The following is a 15058-nucleotide window of genomic DNA, read 5'->3' as shown; positions in this document are numbered from 1 at the left end:
GTTACAGCCGTTCACAGACCTGTTTCCCGCTCACAACCTCGGGGATTATGACCTCGTCGGCCCCGACGCGACGGGCCACGGTCTCGTCCTGCCGGTCGCCGGCTCGAACGATGAGGTGGACCGTGGGCGCGAGCTGGCTCGCCAGCACCGCTATCTGGATATTCGCGTTCGTATCATCTATTGCGCCGATAACCGTATCGGCTCGCTTGACACCCGCATCTGTCAGCGCGTCCTCGCGGCTCGCGTCGGCCTCCAGCGCGAGGTGGCCGTCGTCAAGCGCCCGTTCGTACTGTTCCATCTGCTGTTCGATGACGACCACTCGGGTATCCGTGTCGTCTATCTGCTCCGCGACGGTCTGTCCGAACGTCCCGTAGCCACAGACGACGACGTGGTCGTCCAGTTCCTTGATTCGCTGTGCGATTTGCATGCGTGTGAGTTCCGTCTGAATCTGGCCGCCGAAGGCCGCCGACAGCGCTGTTTCGCCGGTCCACAGCCCGGCGACGACGAGACCAGTAAGCACTACGATGGCGTAGCCCTTGACCAGCCTCGCGGGCCCGTCGTGGCTCTGAAAGTGGAGTTCGATGCTCGTGGGGTCGAGCAGCCAGAACAGCGCGTTGACGACGCCGACCCCGCCAAACGTGACAAAACCGGCCACGCCGGCGACGACCAGCCCGACGAACGCGAGAACCGGTTTCAAGAGTTGCCGGAGCAACGACCGGTCCGTGTCTGCACTGCTGTCGCTGCGTTCCATTGCTGTAGCTGTCTACCGAAGGTCGCGGCACAGCGCCGCCGAAACCGACGCTGGCGTGGTTCGCCGCCGAGCTCAGTCTGTCAGCGTCTCGGTGGGAGTTGTGTGTGGCTCCGCGGCGGACGCGACATCGCCGCGGTCCGTGTTCGGCACGTGGTTCCGGTTCGGGTAGACCCGTTTGACGCAGTCAGCACAATTGGTGACAAGTACCATGTTAAACGGTAAGCAGAGCTGTCATATGTATGTTGCCGGAATATGGCTAGACCAAATCTAATGGCATAATACACCATTAATATGTATTCAGGTACGAGACTGGTGGTCGCATCGGATACCCAACCAGTCACTGCCAGCCAGCCAAATGCTTAACGCCACCAGACTCTCACAGCGAGATAATGGAGGTCGCACTGCTCACGGTCGGTGACGAACTGCTCGCTGGCGACACGGAGAACACGAACGCGTCGTGGCTGGGCCGCCAGCTTACCGCTGCCGGTGCAAGCGTCACCCGGGTTCTGACGATTCCTGACGACGAGGCGGTCATCGCCGACGCCGTGGCGCGGTACCACGACGCCTTCGACGCGGTCATCGTCACCGGTGGCATCGGCGGGACGCCCGACGACATCACGAAGGCCGCCGTGGCGCGGGCGTTCGGCCGCGACCTCGTCGTTCCCGACGACGTGCGGGCACACCTCGAAGCGAAGGCCGAGCGGTTCGCTGATGACAACCCCGAGATGGTAGACCGCTACGACATGGACCTTGACCTCGACGCGTGGGCGTCGGTTCCCGAAGGTGGGCAGGCACTGCTGACCGACGAGAGCTTCGCCGCCGGCTGTGTCATCGACCGCGTGTACGTCCTGCCGGGCATCCCTGAAGAGCTGAAAGCGATGTACGAGACCATCGCCGACGAGTTCGACGGCGACCGGACGACAGAGACGATTCACACGCCTGCACCTGAAGGGGCGCTGGTGACCCACATCACGGCGGCCCGCGAGCAGTTCGAGGTAGCTGTCGGAAGCTATCCGCGCAAGGACGACGCGCCGGGACGGGTGAAGATTACCGGCGACGACCCGGCGACCGTCGCCGACGCGGCGGCCTGGCTCCGCGAGCGAATCGAGACGGAGTAGGTCGGTAAGCGGTGGGTTCATGCCGGCCACGGACTGAAATGGCAGTATGAACCTGACACAGCGCCCGCGCCGGCTGCGAACCGACGGCGTGCGACCGCTGGTGCGTGAAACGGAGCTTACAGCGTCTGACCTCATCGCGCCGGTGTTCGTCGACGCGACGACCGACGAGCGAGTCCCAATCGAGACGATGCCGGGTCACGAACGGGTCCCGGTCGGCGAGGCGGTCGACCGCGTCGAGGAGGTCCTCGAAACCGGCGTCGAAGCGGTGATGCTGTTCGGCGTCCCCGAGTCGAAAGACGAGCGCGGGAGCCGCGCCTGGGCCGAAGACGGCGTCGTGCAGGAAGCCACGCGCCGCATCACGAGCGAGACGGACGCCTACATCATCACGGACGTCTGTCTCTGTGAGTACACCGACCACGGCCACTGCGGTGTCCTCGAAGATGACGCTGCCGAGAACCCGCGGCTGACGGTACGTAACGACGAGACGCTCGATTTGCTGGGGAAAATCGCCGCGAGCCACGCCGCGGCCGGGGCCGACATGGTCGCCCCGTCGGGCATGATCGACGGGATGGTCGGGGCGATTCGGGAGGCGCTGGACGCCCAAGGCGACACCGACGTGCCCGTCATGAGCTACGCCGCGAAGTACGAGTCGGCCTTCTACGGCCCGTTCCGGGACGCCGCGGACGGCGCGCCGGCCTTCGGCGACCGCCGCCACTACCAGATGGACCCCGCGAACGCACGCGAGGCCAGCCGCGAGGTCGACCTCGACGTCGAGCAGGGCGCAGACGTGCTGATGGTCAAGCCCGCCCTGCCGTATCTGGACATCGTCAAGGAGATCCGGGAGTCTTACGACCACCCCGTCGCCGCCTACAACGTCTCCGGCGAGTACGCGATGTTACACGCCGCCGCCGAGAAGGGCTGGCTCGACCTCGAAGCGGTCGCCTATGAGTCGCTGCTGTCCATCAAGCGGGCCGGTGCAGACCTGATTCTGACCTACTTCGCAGAGGACCTCGCCGACGAACTCTGAGCGGGGCTATTTCCCGTGTGTCCCCGTTTGAACCGCGCTGGTGGAGCGTTCCGGCGAGCGACAGGTCCCTAACCTATTCATGTGCCAGGGGCGGAGTGGCCGTATGCAGCGACAGTCCCTCCTCGTGGCGGTTGTCGCCGCGATTGCGCTGCTGTCGTTCAGCGTCGGCGCTGCGAGTCTCGACGCTGCAACCGGGTCCGACCAGGCGGAAATGACCCGTGACGACAGCGAGATCGACAACCCCGACGGACAGGGCCTCAGCGACCCGCCGGGTAGCATCGACCCGCCAGAAAGCGAGAACGGCGCTCGCGCGCTGCTGCCGAGTGTCCCCGCGCCGGCGGTCGGCGCGCTCGCCGTCGGCCTCGCAGTCGGGCTCGCAGTACTCTGGCGACTGGCCGGCCAGAGCCGGACAATCGACGAAACGGGCGGCGAGACGCCGGCCGTCGCAACGGCGGAATCCGCGCGGCAGCCGTCGCATAGCGCTGCCGAGATCGATATTCCGCTCACAAACGACGTGTACCGGGCATGGGCTGCCCTCGAAAACGCAGTGGCCCCGGAGCGCCGTTCCTCGACGCCAGAGGACATCGAGGCGGACGCGACGGCTGCCGGTGCCGACCCCGACGCTGTCGCCTCGCTCAGGTCGGTGTTCGAGCGGGTTCGCTACGGCCGGGACCAGCCGGATGCGGGTCTGGAATCACAGGCCCGCGAGGCGCTGGAACGGGCGAGCGACGGTACGGACGACATCGTGGCGAATCCCGACGATGTGGCTTCTGAGAACAAAGACGCAGACGAGTCCGCAGGGGAGGCCAACACGTGACACTGCGCCGGGTTCCGCTGGCGCTCGGCCTCGTCGCGACAGCCATCGGCGTCAGTCTCGCCGCTCTCGGCGCGCCGCTGTTGCCCGCCGGCGCTGTCTCGGATCTGCCGATACTCGCGGTCGCCGTCTTCGCTGGCGGTGTCGCACTGCTGGCGCTCCTCGTTCGCTCCCTCGACAGCGACCGGGGCGTGGCGCTCCCGGACACTGACAGCCAGTACGTCACGGTCCCCGGCGACGATGTTGACGAGGCGCTTGGTGCTGGGGCCGGACAAGAGGCAATCCGGCAACGCGTCGAAGGGGTCGCAGCCACCGTCCTCCAGCGTGACGGCCTCTCGCCCGAGGCGGCGAAGACGGCGCTGCGCTCGGGCACGTGGACAGACAGGGAACAAGCCCGGAAGCTGTTCGACGGGACACCGATATCGCTCCGGGCGCGGCTGTCCGGGTGGCTCTCGGGTATCCGTCCGTTCCAGCGGCGCGTCGCCCACGCGACGGCCGAACTCCGGCAGCGCGACGAGGAGCGATGAGCGAGGTCCACCGCACCGGCCGCTGGTTCGGGCTGGCCGGGGCCGCAATGGTCGCCGTCGGCGTCGGACTGGTGGGCCAGGTCCCTGCGCTCGTGTTGCTGGGCGGGCTCGGCGTCACGCTGAGCGCGTACGACCGCGTCGCCGTCCCGCCGGCAGCGGACATATCTATACAGCGGTCCATCACACCGACCGAGCCGGCGCTAGGTGAGCGGGTGACTGTCGCGCTCACCGTCCACAACAACGGGTCACGGACGATTCCGGACCTCCGGCTCGCCGACGGCGTGCCCAACTCCGTTCGTGTAGTCGAGGGGTCGGCGTCGCTGGGGACGGCACTACGCCCCGACGCGTCGACGACAATCACCTACGAAATTACCGGGGGAACCGACCGCTGCGTGTTCGACCCCGCGACGGTCGTCGTCAGGGACGTGGTCGGCGTCGTCGCCCGACGAACGTCCGTCACAGCCGAACCCGACACCGTCACGTGGGAGCAGCCGGCCAGTTCGGCGCTGTTGCCGCTGATCCCGGCGGTAGCCCGCCGGCCCGGGACGGTGCCCGTCGATGAGGGCGGCGAAGGGGTCTCCTTCTACGCGGTCAGGGAGTACCGTTCGAACGACCCGCTCTCGCGCGTCGACTGGAACCAGTACGCCCGGACCGGCGACCTGCGGACCGTCGAGTTTCGCCGCGAACAGTCGGCGACGGTGGTCGTGGTCGTCGACGCCCGAGCAGCCGCCGCGCTCGCGCCGCGTCCGGACGCCGAGACGGCAATCGAGCGGTCGACGATGGCCGCCGTCGCGCTCGTCGAGGGGCTCCCGGAGGACGGCCACGAGGTCGGCGTCGCGGCGTACTCGCCACATGACGCGTGGCTCGCACCGGGCACGAGCGCCGCCCACCAGCAACAGGCCCGCGACCTGCTCAGGACCGACCGTGCGTTCGCCGCGACATCGGTCACCCGAACACCGGACACAACGAAGCTCATCGCACAACTGCCGACGGCGGCGAACATCGTCTTCCTCGGCCCGCTGTGTGACGATGACAGCGAGGCGCTGGTCCGCCGACTCGCCGCCACCGGCCACCCGGTGACGGTTCTGAGTCCCGACCCGACCGCGACGGACACGGCGGGCCACCGGCTGGCGCGGCTCGAACGCCGCGAACGCCTCCGTCGGCTGCGAGCCGCCGACATCGCCGTCCACGACTGGCCTGCGGCGGAGCCGCTGGAACGAATCACTGAACGGGTCCGGCGGGGTGGCCAATGAGCACCCGGACTGGGGTCGTTTGTGGGAGTGCGGCGCTGGCGGCGAGCGTCGTGACGCTGTTCGTCGCCGGCATCAGCGCCGTCTCGACTGCCGCCGCCCTCGTCGGCGTCGTGCTGCTCGTCGGCGGGCAACTGATTCAGTCCGGGCGGCTGGTCGACCTCGCCAGCGCGTTGTTGTTTGTGGCGCTGCTGGTCGCCGCGCTTCAGGGAGCAACGACGACGACGGTGCTGGTCGCCGGCGGCGCGACAGTGCTGGCCTGGACGTTTGCCCACGGGGCTCTCGACCTCTATGCGGACCTCGGAACGGCACCCGGGACGCCCGTCGAACTCACCCACGTCGCAGGAACGACAGGGCTGGTCGGGGGCAGCGTCGTGGTGACGACGCTGCTCTTTCAGCTCGATGTGCCGCCGCTGTCGCCGCTAGCGCTGGCAAGCGTCGTGCTGGGCGCGATTGCACTGACCGCGGCGCTCAGGCGATAGCGGCCGAGGCTGTTTCGGTCACGGCCGGCTGTGGCTACTGAGCAGGGTCCTTCTGAGAACGTCGCAGCGACTACCGCGTCGGTTCAGACGCTGATTCCGGGGCATCAACCAGCGTCAGCACGTCATCGGCATCGGACAGCGGAAGCCGGAGTGAGACGGTCGTCCACCCGTCGGCTCGGTCGTACTCGATGCCGCCGTCGGCCGTCTCGGCGACCCACCGGGCGAGCCAGATACCGAGGCCGCTCCCGTGCTGGAGGTTCGTGATGTCCTCGTCATCGAACACGACGGCCCGCTCGATGGCGGGAATACCGGGGCCATCGTCGAGCACACGGACGAACGCGTCACCGTTGGCCTGTTCGGCTGTGATTCGGACGGCTGTGTCCGGCGGTGTGTGTTCGACCGCGTTCTCGACGAGGTTGTCAACGGCGTCGTAGACGGCTGTCCCGCCAGTGACAGGGAGTGTGCTCGGGAGTGCCGTTTCGACCGGTGCGTCAGGACGGTAACTGTCGGCGACAGACCGGGCCAGTGCCGCCGCGTCAACCGGCTGGTCTGAATCTCCATTAAGCGCGGTTTCGACGCACCGGGCCTTTTCACTGACCGCGGCGAGGCGGTCAGCCGCGTCGAGAGCGCGAGACGCAGCCAGCGAGACAGCCGACTCGGCTGCGTTGGCGCGGGCGTATTCGGACATCCCGAACACGACGGAGAGTTCGTTGCGGAGATTGTGCCGCAGGACGCGATGAAGAACGCGGAGCCGGCGCTTTTGCCGCCGGCTGTCTGTGACGTCCGTGTACATGGCGAACCCGCAGCGACGGCCATCAGCTGTGTCGTACGGAACGCCACGATAAATGAACTCGCGGCAGCCGTCGGCTGTTTTCCGGGAGACGACGGCGTAGTTGATTTCGCCCGAGGCCGTCCGCTGGTCGTAGTTAACCGCCTCTTCGACGCGGTCGCCGGGAACGATGTACTCGTTGAGCGGTTCGCCGACGATTTCCTCGCGGTCGTAGCCGAAGGTGTCGACGAACGCGGGGTTGACCGTGCGGACAATCGGAACGAAATTGACGATTTCGAAGCCGACGACCGCGTCCTGGATGAGGTCAAACAGGTACTGGAACGGGTCGGCCGTTCGGCAGAGCGAGCCGACGACGGAGCCGTCGTCTGTGGCCGCGAGTTCGAGCGTAACCGGACGAGAACGGCCGCTTTGCGGGAGTGTGACCTGGCAGGTCCGTGTCATCCGGTCCGAGGCACTGCTGACGGCCTGTCTGGTCGCCGTCAGTGTCTCGCGGTCCTCAGCTGTGACCAGCGCTTCGACGGGTGTGCCGACGAGTTCATCAGGCGTTCGGTTGAGCAGTGCAGCGAACTCGTTCGTCGCAAACGTGAGCCGACCAGTGTCATCGAGACCGAACATCAGTTGTCTCTGATTCGGAGGAAGGGTGGGCCCGAAAGCTGTGATACTGGCTGTTTCTCGCCCACGGTGCCACGCGGCGAGGCGGTAAGCGTCAGATACTCGCGACCATCAGTCTGTGTTAGCGTGAGTTCCTGATCGGCAGCGCCCGAGTAGAACGCCGCGAGCGTGGCCGGGACCGCGTCGTCGTCGATGACGTTGACCACTGTGTCGTGGGGTTCGAAGACGCCGTCGTCGTTTTCGTACCGGGCTTCTCTGGCGGCCTGTTCACCCATCTGCTGTATTTCTCCCTGAATGTTCCCGACGATAACCAGCGGGGCGTCCCGTCTGGCAGCCGTCGTCTCGTTGGCAGCACCGAGCGAAGTCCGGTCGAGGTCGAACACGTTGTACCGCGCGTCCCAGTGTCCGAACATATCGAGGACGAACAGGGCGTCGTCATCAAGCGCGTCTTCGAGCGACTGGTCGGTTGCTGCGAACGCAGCGGCAAGCGTCGACCGGTCGAGGGACGGTGGTGGCGTCAGCGAGACCGCCCGGCCGGCGGCGACGGCCGTCGCACACAGTTGGGCAACAGCGCCGTCGACCTGCGTCTCGTCGGTGGACCGGATCACTGCCTGACCACCCATGACGAGGCCGCCGCCACAGAGGTCGTCGAGGCCGTCGATACCGGTCGGGACTGTCGGCGCATCCGCCAGCCGGTCCTGCCGGTCGGCCTCTGCAGCGGCGAGTACGTCGTCAATCTCGTCGAGCATCGCAGTCTGCTCGGAGCGGGCGGCACGTATCTCAGAGAGGTCGTCTTCAATAGCAGCGGCGCGGTCAGACACCGTCTCACACCGCTGGGCGACCGCTTCGCTCGTCGTCGCCTGTTCGTCGGTCGCCGCCGAGACGGACGCGATGCCGTCGGCCGTTTCCGCAACAGTGTCGGCTACGTCGTCGAGGCGTGCCATCGCCGTGGAGACCTGTTCGGCGCCGGCATCAATACCGTCGATAGCCGCATCGAGTTGTTCGACGGTGTCGTCCGTGGCGTCCCGAACCGCCGCCAGCGTCGTATCGATTTCTTCGGCCTGCTGCTGTGATTCCTCAGCGAGGCTCTTTATTTCGTCGGCGACGACGGCGAACCCGTCTGTGTCGGTGGTATCGCCCGCCCGCGCCGCCTCTATCGAGGCGTTCAGCGCGAGCATATTCGTCTGGTCGGCGATGCGGTCGATGCCGGCCAGCGCATCGGCGATACTGTCGACCCGGTCCTGCAGGGCGGCCACTTCCTCGGCGACCGCCTGCCCCAGTTCGCGGACCTCGTCCATCGACTCGATGGCGTCGGCTGCGGCCTCCCGTCCGTCGTTTGCCGCGTCCGTTGCCCGCTGGCTCTGCTCGCTGACCTCGGTCGCGGTCGCAGCGATCTCTTCGATTGTGGCCGAAAGCGATGAGACCTCGTCGGCGATCCACTGTGCGTCGGTCGCCTGTGCCGTCGCGCGGTCGTCGATCGCCGCGAGCTGCTCGCCGACGGTCACCGACGCCGCCTGAACGACATCCAGTGCACCCTGTGCGTTCGCGACGGCCCGTTCCTCTGTCACAGCCGTCGACTGGTCCGGAACGGATGGGTAGTGGTCCGAAGCCATAGTCAGCTAGATACCCTCTGGGGTCTAACCGTCGTGTATAGTTTATCGAGGCTTTGTGCCACGACTATCCACTGTTTTCCGGACATTTATGCTAAATCTGAATCTGTGGTCGCGAAGTATAACCCTGTTGTCGCTGGCAACACCCGCCAGCCGAGAGCGCGCGCAAGCAAAAACGGCCTATTTGGCCCCCTGTGGCCGGAACTGGGGTCGACAAACGTCCAAAATTCCAGTATACATATACGGACTTTCTTTACGGAGAACAACCTTATATCCATAATATCATACCATAATCTGGACGGTCGTCTACCACATCCCCTCTAATTTCCGCATTCATAAAGGCAAACCTTATGTAGTGTTGTTACCAGAACCTTTCTCGTGAAAGAGTTGAAGAAGTTGAGCCAGAGTGGGGGAAAGTTGGACATGCAGACGGCAGCCGATAACAAAACGAAACAGGTGAACTAGAAATGAGCTACACTGCACTACAAGTTGATCCGAACGTGCTCGCAGAAGGTGTCAACCTCCTGTGGGTGCTTACAGTATCGTTCCTGATCTTCTTCATGCACGCGGGCTTCGCCATGCTCGAGGCGGGCCAGGTGCGCTCGAAGAACGTCGCGAACCAGCTAACGAAGAACCTCCTGACCTGGTCGGTCGGAGTCGTCGTGTTCTTCCTCATCGGGTCTGGCATCTCGTCACTCGTCGGGACCGGGTCCTTTGCGCCGGCGTTTGGCGCTGAGGCCGCGAACGACTACGTCGGGTGGCTGTTCGGTGCCGTCTTCGCGATGACGGCAGCGACCATCGTCTCCGGGGCGGTGGCCGGCCGGGCCAAGCTCCGTGCGTACATCACGTACACGTTCCTGCTGGCCGCAGTCATCTACCCCGTTGTGACCGGGCTCACGTGGGCCGGTGCCCACATCAGCCTCGGCGGCGTCGTGTTCAAGGACTTCGCCGGTGGGATGATTGTCCACGGTATGGGCGGTATTGCCGGTCTCACGGCCGCCTACGTGCTCGGCCCACGCATGGGCCGGTACAACGAGGATGGCTCCGCGAACGTTATTCCGGGTCACTCGATGACCTTCGCCGTGCTGGGGACGCTTATCCTCGCCTTCGGCTGGTACGGGTTCAATGTCGGGACCGCAGCGAGTGTCTTCGTCGTCGAAGACGGCGCACTCGCGCTCGGTGCCTTCGCAACGGTTGGCCGCGTCGCGATGACGACGACCGTTGCGATGGCGATGGGCGCAATCGGTGCCGCACTGGTCGCGTGGCTGAAAACCGGTAAGGTCGACACGCTGTACGTCGCAAACGGACTGCTCGCCGGGCTAGTCGGTATCACGGCGATCCCCGACACCACGACCTGGTGGGGTGCACTCATCGTCGGCCTCCTGGCTGGCGGTCAGCTTCCGATTGTGTTCAGCTTCATGGAGAACCGTATGAAAATTGACGACGTGTGCGCTGTGTTCCCGGTCCACGGCAGTGCCGGTGTGCTGGGCACCATCATGTACCCACTCGTCGCAACCTCCGGTACCGTCGGCTCTATCGGCAGCGCCCTCGCCGTGCAGGTTGTTGGCGTCGCCGTTATCGCCGGCTGGACGATTGTGACCACCGGCCTCATCTGGTACGGCCTCAAGGCAGCCGGACAGGCCCGGGTCACGCCCGAACACGAGCAGGAAGGGCTGGACGTCAGCGAGCACGGCGTCGAGACCTACCCCGAGTTCGGTGGCGGCGAAGGCGTTGTCGCCGATGGTGGTAAAGTGAACACGAACGTGCGTACTGACGGAGGTTCCAAAGATGACTGACGAAACCGACGACTCTGAAATCAAGATGGTGGTCGCAATGGTTCGACCGGACAAGCTCGGCGATGTGAAGAAGGCGCTGGCGGAAGTCGGTGCGCCCTCGCTGACAGTGACGAACGTCTCCGGCCGCGGCTCACAGCCCGCAAAGAAGGGGCAGTGGCGCGGCGAGGAGTACGTCGTCGACCTGCACCAGAAAGTCAAAGTCGAGACAGTGGTCGCAGACATCCCCGCAGAGGATGTCGTCGACGCTATCGCCGACGGTGCCCACACCGGCGAGAAAGGTGACGGCAAGATATTCGTCCTTCCCGTGGACAACGCCTACCAGGTCCGAACCGGTAAAGAAGGTCCAGAGGCAGTCTGAGCGGACGAAATGGTCGATGATACCGACAGAGAGGTAGTGAACGCACTGCTCCAGGACGGCCGTGCGAGCGCCCGTGACATCGCCGCCGCAACCGGTATCGCGGCGACCACGGTGTCGCGCCGAATGGACGACCTGGAGTCGACCGGTGTGATCGACGAATACACCGTCGACATCGATTACGGGGCGCTGGGCTACGACGTGACCGCCGTATTCCAGCTCTCTGTCGAGGGCGACGGGCTTGGACGGGTGGTGGACCAGTTACGTGATCGACGCGAAATGGTCGCGGTCTACGAAGTGACCGGCGACCACGACATCGTGGCCGTCGGGAAGTTCACCGACACGCAGTCGATGAACGAGCGAATAAAGACGCTGCTGACCGACGAGGACATCCGGTCTGCCTCGACATCAGTCGTGCTGAACACGGTGTGCGAACACGAGCAGTTCCCGGTCGACGGGACTGACGCCTGAAGACGCCTGCAGTCCTGTTTTCGCTGTCAGTTTGGAACGGTGAGACACGCTATGAGGTGCACCGGGACGTGTTTGTAGTGAGTACGTGGTGACTGAATGTCCTCCCTCATGTCCGATGGAACCGGCGACAGACGGCTACCAGACCCTATCCGCTGGTGAGTGTGGCTCCCAGCGGTGGCGTTAAGCCGCTTGCGACGTTCCAGAAGATATGGGCTTGAAAGTCGACGTGCGGAAGCTGGACCTTTTCAATCAGATGGCAAAAGAGGGGTCCGGGACAGTCGCGGAGAACCTCGGTCAGTTGACCGGGCTTGACGCGACAGTTCGGACCTCACAGATCAATTTTCTCGACATCGAGGATGTCAAGACACACATCGGCGACGACAAGGGCGTCGGCATCTACGTCGAACTGAACGAACCGCCCTACGGTTACGTCCTATTTCTGCTCGAACCGGCCGACAGCAAGCAGATGGCCAGCGCGATGATGGGCGGGATGGGCGAACCGAGCGAAGGTGAAGGGTTCTCCGACATGGAACAGTCGGCGATGCAGGAGATCGGCAACATCATGACCTCAGCGTTCATCGACGGGTGGGCCAACGTGTTGGAGACGACCATCGATATGGGGACCCCGAACTTCGTGTTCGGGCCGGCTGACGGCATCATCGACGAGATGGGCGGCTGGCCGGACTCCGATCTGGTGTTCGTCGTCGACTCGCGTATCACCGTCGACGACGGCGACCTCGGGATGACCGTGTACACGTTCCCCGAACTGGAGGACCTCGTCGCACTGATTCAAGATATCGACCTCGACACTGACGTGGCGAAAGACACCGAAGCCAGCGACATTCTTGACTGACAGCGGCACGCTATTTCTGCACCCCTGTCCACCGCGTGGCCAGAGTAAGTCTAATCGCCGAGAAAACAGCCTTCGGTCCCTCAATACCTGACACCAGGTCCGACTATGCTAATTGTTCACCCATTTCTATTGAAATAAGTATTATATATATTTATCATCAAAACAGCTGGTATGGGATTGGAAAATGGGGGAGCGGCAGTTGACAGGCGGTCCGTACTACAGATTGCCGGTGGGGTCGGCAGCGCGGGGCTCGCCGGGCTGGCAGGGTGCCAGGGCGGGGGGTCGAGAGCCGAAAACACACCGGAGCACCCACCGCTCGGGAACTATCCGGTCGACGGCGATGCGGTCACACTCGGCTTCAACGTGCCACAGTCAGGGACGTACGCCGCCGAAGGGCGCGACGAACTCCGGGGATATGAGCTCGCTGTCACACACCTCAACGAGGGTGGCGGCTGGGTTGGACAGCGCTCCTTTGACGTACTCAGCGGCGACGGCGTGCTCGGAAAGACCGTCGAGTACGTCACTGCAGACACGGAAACGAAGCCGGATGTTGCGACAGCCAACGCAAAGGAAATGATCGAGCAGGACGACGTCATCATGTTCTCCGGTGGCTCGTCCAGTTCCGTTGCTATCGCCCAGCAGGAGGTCGCACAGGCCCAGAAGGTCCCGTATATGTGCTGTCTGACCCACTCGAACGACACGACGGGGACGGACTGTGTCCGCTACAGCTTTCGGGAGATGTTCAACGCGTACATGACCGCACAGGCGCTGCTTCCGGTACTCAAGGAACGGTTCGGCCGGGAGGCCCAGTACGTCCAGATCTACGCGGACTACAACTGGGGGCAAACGATGGAGTCGTCGATCCGTGATTTCTTCACCTCGAGTGGCTGGGTCGAACTCACGAGCATCCCGACGCGCCTCGGGACGACGAACTACGAGGAACCGCTCAAACAGGCCCGGGACGCCGGTGCGGAGGTCGTCTTCCTCGACCACTACGGACTCGACGCCGCGAACTCGCTGACAACGGCCCAAGAAATTCTCCCTGACGAGGTGGGGATTGTGGTGCCACTGTACAACCGTATCGTGGCACAGAACGCCTCGACGGCGCTCGGCGGTGTCGTCGGGACGGTCGCGTGGGACACCAGCGTCTCGTCTGACCGGCTCAATTGAATCCGGCGAATTTCGGCGTTTCAGCGTTCAATTGCCTGCTCCACGTTGTAAACGCCGGCTATGAGCGTTATCTCCCGGAACTGGCGGAACCAGTCACGCGCTCGGACGGCGGAGCCGTGCGAGCGCTTGATTGAGGAGTTGACGGACTCGGTCTGTGATCGCTGACCATAGAGCTCGTCGTCTATTCGGGCGTTGTGTGCGTGATCGTAAGGAGCGAAAACACGGTGCTTTATCAGCGGACGAATCCCGGCGTTTCGAAGCTCCTCACGGAAGCTCATGACATCATAGCCTTTGTCAGCGGCCAAGCTTCGAAGGTCGCCCGCGTTCCGCAGGGCGACCTTCGGGCCGATCTTGGTTTCGTCAGGCCACTTCGTGCTGCAGTGTAAGTCAAGAATTGCTCCCTCAGCTGTATCTACGAGAAACGTCGTCTGGATCGTTTTGACGGAACGATCAATCCGTCGCAAGTAGTGAGACGATGCCTGCTGACGGTCGAAGTAGGTGGCATCAATTGCGGCGTGACCATTCTGGTCCAGCAGCTCCGCCGACCGGCGGAGCAGCTGTCGCCAGACAGTCATCGATGCCCGTTTGAACGCCTTACACAGCGTCGAAGGCGCGGGAAACTCCCCGCGTTGAAGATTCAATACCGCTCGAACACGTTCCATCTCTTCGGCCCAGTCGATGATTTCCTCGTACTCCGCGCTCATGTGTTCGCGCAGATAGAGCAAGACTGCGTGCTTCCAGCCGGCAAACCCGTTGCCGGCTGGATCACTCAGTTCCATCAGCGCAGCGTCAGTAAGCTTTTGAGCGAGTGAAGCCACTTGCTTCACGAAGCGGAAGAGGGTGTTGTGCATAACATTACTCTCCCGCTTCATACCCGTGATTCTAACGACCTATCCCGGCGCCGTCTGTGGATTCAATTGAGCCGTCTGACCTTTCCAATGCGTTCAAGAACGCCTTCACCGCGGAGCACGGGAACGCACAGCGACCCTCCGGCGTGGCCCATCTGGCCTACGCACAGACGCTCCAGTACGCCGCGGCCGTCGAGCGGGCCGGTACGTTCTATCCGCCGGCGGTTATCCGAGAGCTAGAAGACCAGGAATACTCGGTCGGGCTGGGCAGCCAGACGATGCGGCGCTGTGACCATCAGGCCCAGCGTGGCGTGCCAGTGGTCGAAGGGCTTCCCGAGTCCGAGCAGTCCCTCGGTCGGTTCTACGACCTGCTCAGGGTTACGAAAGCGGTCGGGTACGACTGTGACGGCGGCCCGGCCGCCGAGTGCGAACTCGGAGACTACGGGGACTAGAGCCAGCGCGCAGCGACTACTGCGAAACGGAAAATACGGAAAACGGAGAACCGAGCGGGGACTGGACACAAGCAGTCCCCAACTGTCAGAGGCAGACGGACGCGCCCTGAAACGGACACGTCACGTCGGCAC

General features: G+C 64.1%; 15 protein-coding genes and 2 pseudogenes. 12 read left to right on the top strand and 5 right to left on the bottom strand.

Annotation, left to right across the window (positions count from 1 at the left end):
* Window position 1: 1 nt before the first annotated feature.
* Window positions 2-751, bottom strand: coding sequence for a potassium channel family protein (locus BDK61_RS02530; RefSeq protein WP_004959708.1), 750 nt, complete (start codon window positions 749-751; stop codon window positions 2-4).
* Between the two features lie 72 nt (window positions 752-823).
* Window positions 824-961, bottom strand: a complete 138-nt coding sequence (locus BDK61_RS23240) for a hypothetical protein (protein WP_167467353.1) — start codon at window positions 959-961, stop codon at window positions 824-826.
* 179 nt (window positions 962-1140) lie between these two features.
* Here BDK61_RS23240 and BDK61_RS02525 point away from each other — a divergent pair, with 179 nt between their 5' ends.
* The 6 genes from BDK61_RS02525 to BDK61_RS02500 all read left to right on the top strand — a co-directional run bounded on the left by BDK61_RS02525 (window position 1141) and on the right by BDK61_RS02500 (window position 5969).
* A complete protein-coding gene (locus tag BDK61_RS02525) occupies window positions 1141-1869 on the top strand; it encodes a competence/damage-inducible protein A (protein ID WP_004959713.1) in 729 nt (242 codons plus the stop codon).
* A gap of 46 nt (window positions 1870-1915) precedes the next feature.
* Window positions 1916-2896, top strand: a complete 981-nt coding sequence (hemB, locus tag BDK61_RS02520; RefSeq protein WP_121302216.1) for a porphobilinogen synthase — start codon at window positions 1916-1918, stop codon at window positions 2894-2896.
* Between the two features lie 103 nt (window positions 2897-2999).
* The gene (locus tag BDK61_RS02515) at window positions 3000-3713 is read left to right on the top strand and encodes a DUF4129 domain-containing protein (RefSeq protein ID WP_121302215.1); all 714 of its coding nucleotides are present in this window, start codon (window positions 3000-3002) and stop codon (window positions 3711-3713) included.
* The gene (locus BDK61_RS02510; RefSeq protein ID WP_121302214.1) at window positions 3710-4237 is read left to right on the top strand and encodes a DUF7269 family protein; all 528 of its coding nucleotides are present in this window, start codon (window positions 3710-3712) and stop codon (window positions 4235-4237) included. The genes BDK61_RS02515 and BDK61_RS02510 overlap by 4 nt, the downstream gene beginning before the upstream one ends.
* Complete coding sequence (locus tag BDK61_RS02505; RefSeq protein WP_121302213.1) at window positions 4234-5490, top strand: DUF58 domain-containing protein; 1257 nt, start codon at window positions 4234-4236, stop codon at window positions 5488-5490. The genes BDK61_RS02510 and BDK61_RS02505 overlap by 4 nt, the downstream gene beginning before the upstream one ends.
* Entirely contained in the window at window positions 5487-5969 is a 483-nt protein-coding gene (locus tag BDK61_RS02500; RefSeq protein WP_121302212.1) for a DUF7519 family protein, read from the top strand. Before BDK61_RS02505 ends, BDK61_RS02500 begins: the two co-directional genes overlap by 4 nt.
* Window positions 5970-6039: 70 nt before the next feature.
* On the opposite strand, the gene BDK61_RS02495 is transcribed toward BDK61_RS02500, so the two are convergent.
* A complete protein-coding gene (locus tag BDK61_RS02495) occupies window positions 6040-7374 on the bottom strand; it encodes an ATP-binding protein (RefSeq protein ID WP_121302211.1) in 1335 nt (444 codons plus the stop codon).
* Complete coding sequence (locus BDK61_RS02490; protein WP_121302210.1) at window positions 7374-8984, bottom strand: methyl-accepting chemotaxis protein; 1611 nt, start codon at window positions 8982-8984, stop codon at window positions 7374-7376. Before BDK61_RS02490 ends, BDK61_RS02495 begins: the two co-directional genes overlap by 1 nt.
* 464 nt (window positions 8985-9448) lie before the next feature.
* Here BDK61_RS02490 and BDK61_RS02485 point away from each other — a divergent pair, with 464 nt between their 5' ends.
* The 5 genes and pseudogenes from BDK61_RS02485 to BDK61_RS02465 form a co-directional block, all read left to right on the top strand.
* Window positions 9449-10777, top strand: coding sequence for an ammonium transporter (locus tag BDK61_RS02485; RefSeq protein WP_004959739.1), 1329 nt, complete (start codon window positions 9449-9451; stop codon window positions 10775-10777).
* Window positions 10770-11135 (top strand): P-II family nitrogen regulator, encoded by a 366-nt coding sequence (locus tag BDK61_RS02480; RefSeq protein WP_004517663.1) that lies wholly within the window; start codon window positions 10770-10772, stop codon window positions 11133-11135. The genes BDK61_RS02485 and BDK61_RS02480 overlap by 8 nt, the downstream gene beginning before the upstream one ends.
* A 9-nt stretch (window positions 11136-11144) precedes the next feature.
* Window positions 11145-11603, top strand: coding sequence for an HTH-type transcriptional regulator Lrp (gene lrp, locus BDK61_RS02475; protein ID WP_004959742.1), 459 nt, complete (start codon window positions 11145-11147; stop codon window positions 11601-11603).
* A 208-nt stretch (window positions 11604-11811) separates the two neighbouring features.
* Window positions 11812-12456 (top strand): chemotaxis protein CheC, encoded by a 645-nt coding sequence (locus BDK61_RS02470; protein ID WP_004959744.1) that lies wholly within the window; start codon window positions 11812-11814, stop codon window positions 12454-12456.
* A 171-nt stretch (window positions 12457-12627) separates the two neighbouring features.
* Window positions 12628-13623: pseudogene (locus BDK61_RS02465) on the top strand (ABC transporter substrate-binding protein); the annotation flags it as partial.
* A gap of 23 nt (window positions 13624-13646) precedes the next feature.
* On the opposite strand, the gene BDK61_RS02460 reads toward BDK61_RS02465, so the two are convergent.
* On the bottom strand, window positions 13647-14498 hold the full coding sequence (locus BDK61_RS02460) for an IS5-like element ISHma10 family transposase (protein WP_121302209.1): 852 nt from the start codon (window positions 14496-14498) through the stop codon (window positions 13647-13649).
* Between the two features lie 38 nt (window positions 14499-14536).
* Here BDK61_RS02460 and BDK61_RS02455 point away from each other — a divergent pair.
* Window positions 14537-14926: pseudogene (locus BDK61_RS02455) on the top strand (ABC transporter substrate-binding protein); the annotation flags it as partial.
* Window positions 14927-15058: the final 132 nt, after the last annotated feature.

Source organism: Haloarcula quadrata (assembly GCF_003634715.1).
GTDB lineage: Archaea > Halobacteriota > Halobacteria > Halobacteriales > Haloarculaceae > Haloarcula > Haloarcula marismortui.
This window is presented reverse-complemented; position numbering and strand designations above follow the sequence as displayed.

What these genes read in the sequence shown, in the direction of transcription:
- BDK61_RS02480 (WP_004517663.1), top strand. Translation starts at nt 10,770, where the DNA reads ATGACTGACGAAACCGACGACTCTGAAATCAAGATGGTGGTCGCAATG.
- BDK61_RS02500 (WP_121302212.1), top strand. Translation starts at nt 5,487, where the DNA reads ATGAGCACCCGGACTGGGGTCGTTTGTGGGAGTGCGGCGCTGGCGGCG.
- BDK61_RS23240 (WP_167467353.1), bottom strand. Translation starts at nt 961, where the DNA reads ATGGTACTTGTCACCAATTGTGCTGACTGCGTCAAACGGGTCTACCCG.
- BDK61_RS02460 (WP_121302209.1), bottom strand. Translation starts at nt 14,498, where the DNA reads ATGAAGCGGGAGAGTAATGTTATGCACAACACCCTCTTCCGCTTCGTG.
- BDK61_RS02505 (WP_121302213.1), top strand. Translation starts at nt 4,234, where the DNA reads ATGAGCGAGGTCCACCGCACCGGCCGCTGGTTCGGGCTGGCCGGGGCC.
- hemB (WP_121302216.1), top strand. Translation starts at nt 1,916, where the DNA reads ATGAACCTGACACAGCGCCCGCGCCGGCTGCGAACCGACGGCGTGCGA.
- BDK61_RS02530 (WP_004959708.1), bottom strand. Translation starts at nt 751, where the DNA reads ATGGAACGCAGCGACAGCAGTGCAGACACGGACCGGTCGTTGCTCCGG.
- BDK61_RS02525 (WP_004959713.1), top strand. Translation starts at nt 1,141, where the DNA reads ATGGAGGTCGCACTGCTCACGGTCGGTGACGAACTGCTCGCTGGCGAC.
- BDK61_RS02485 (WP_004959739.1), top strand. Translation starts at nt 9,449, where the DNA reads ATGAGCTACACTGCACTACAAGTTGATCCGAACGTGCTCGCAGAAGGT.
- BDK61_RS02470 (WP_004959744.1), top strand. Translation starts at nt 11,812, where the DNA reads ATGGGCTTGAAAGTCGACGTGCGGAAGCTGGACCTTTTCAATCAGATG.
- lrp (WP_004959742.1), top strand. Translation starts at nt 11,145, where the DNA reads ATGGTCGATGATACCGACAGAGAGGTAGTGAACGCACTGCTCCAGGAC.
- BDK61_RS02495 (WP_121302211.1), bottom strand. Translation starts at nt 7,374, where the DNA reads ATGTTCGGTCTCGATGACACTGGTCGGCTCACGTTTGCGACGAACGAG.
- BDK61_RS02515 (WP_121302215.1), top strand. Translation starts at nt 3,000, where the DNA reads ATGCAGCGACAGTCCCTCCTCGTGGCGGTTGTCGCCGCGATTGCGCTG.
- BDK61_RS02490 (WP_121302210.1), bottom strand. Translation starts at nt 8,984, where the DNA reads ATGGCTTCGGACCACTACCCATCCGTTCCGGACCAGTCGACGGCTGTG.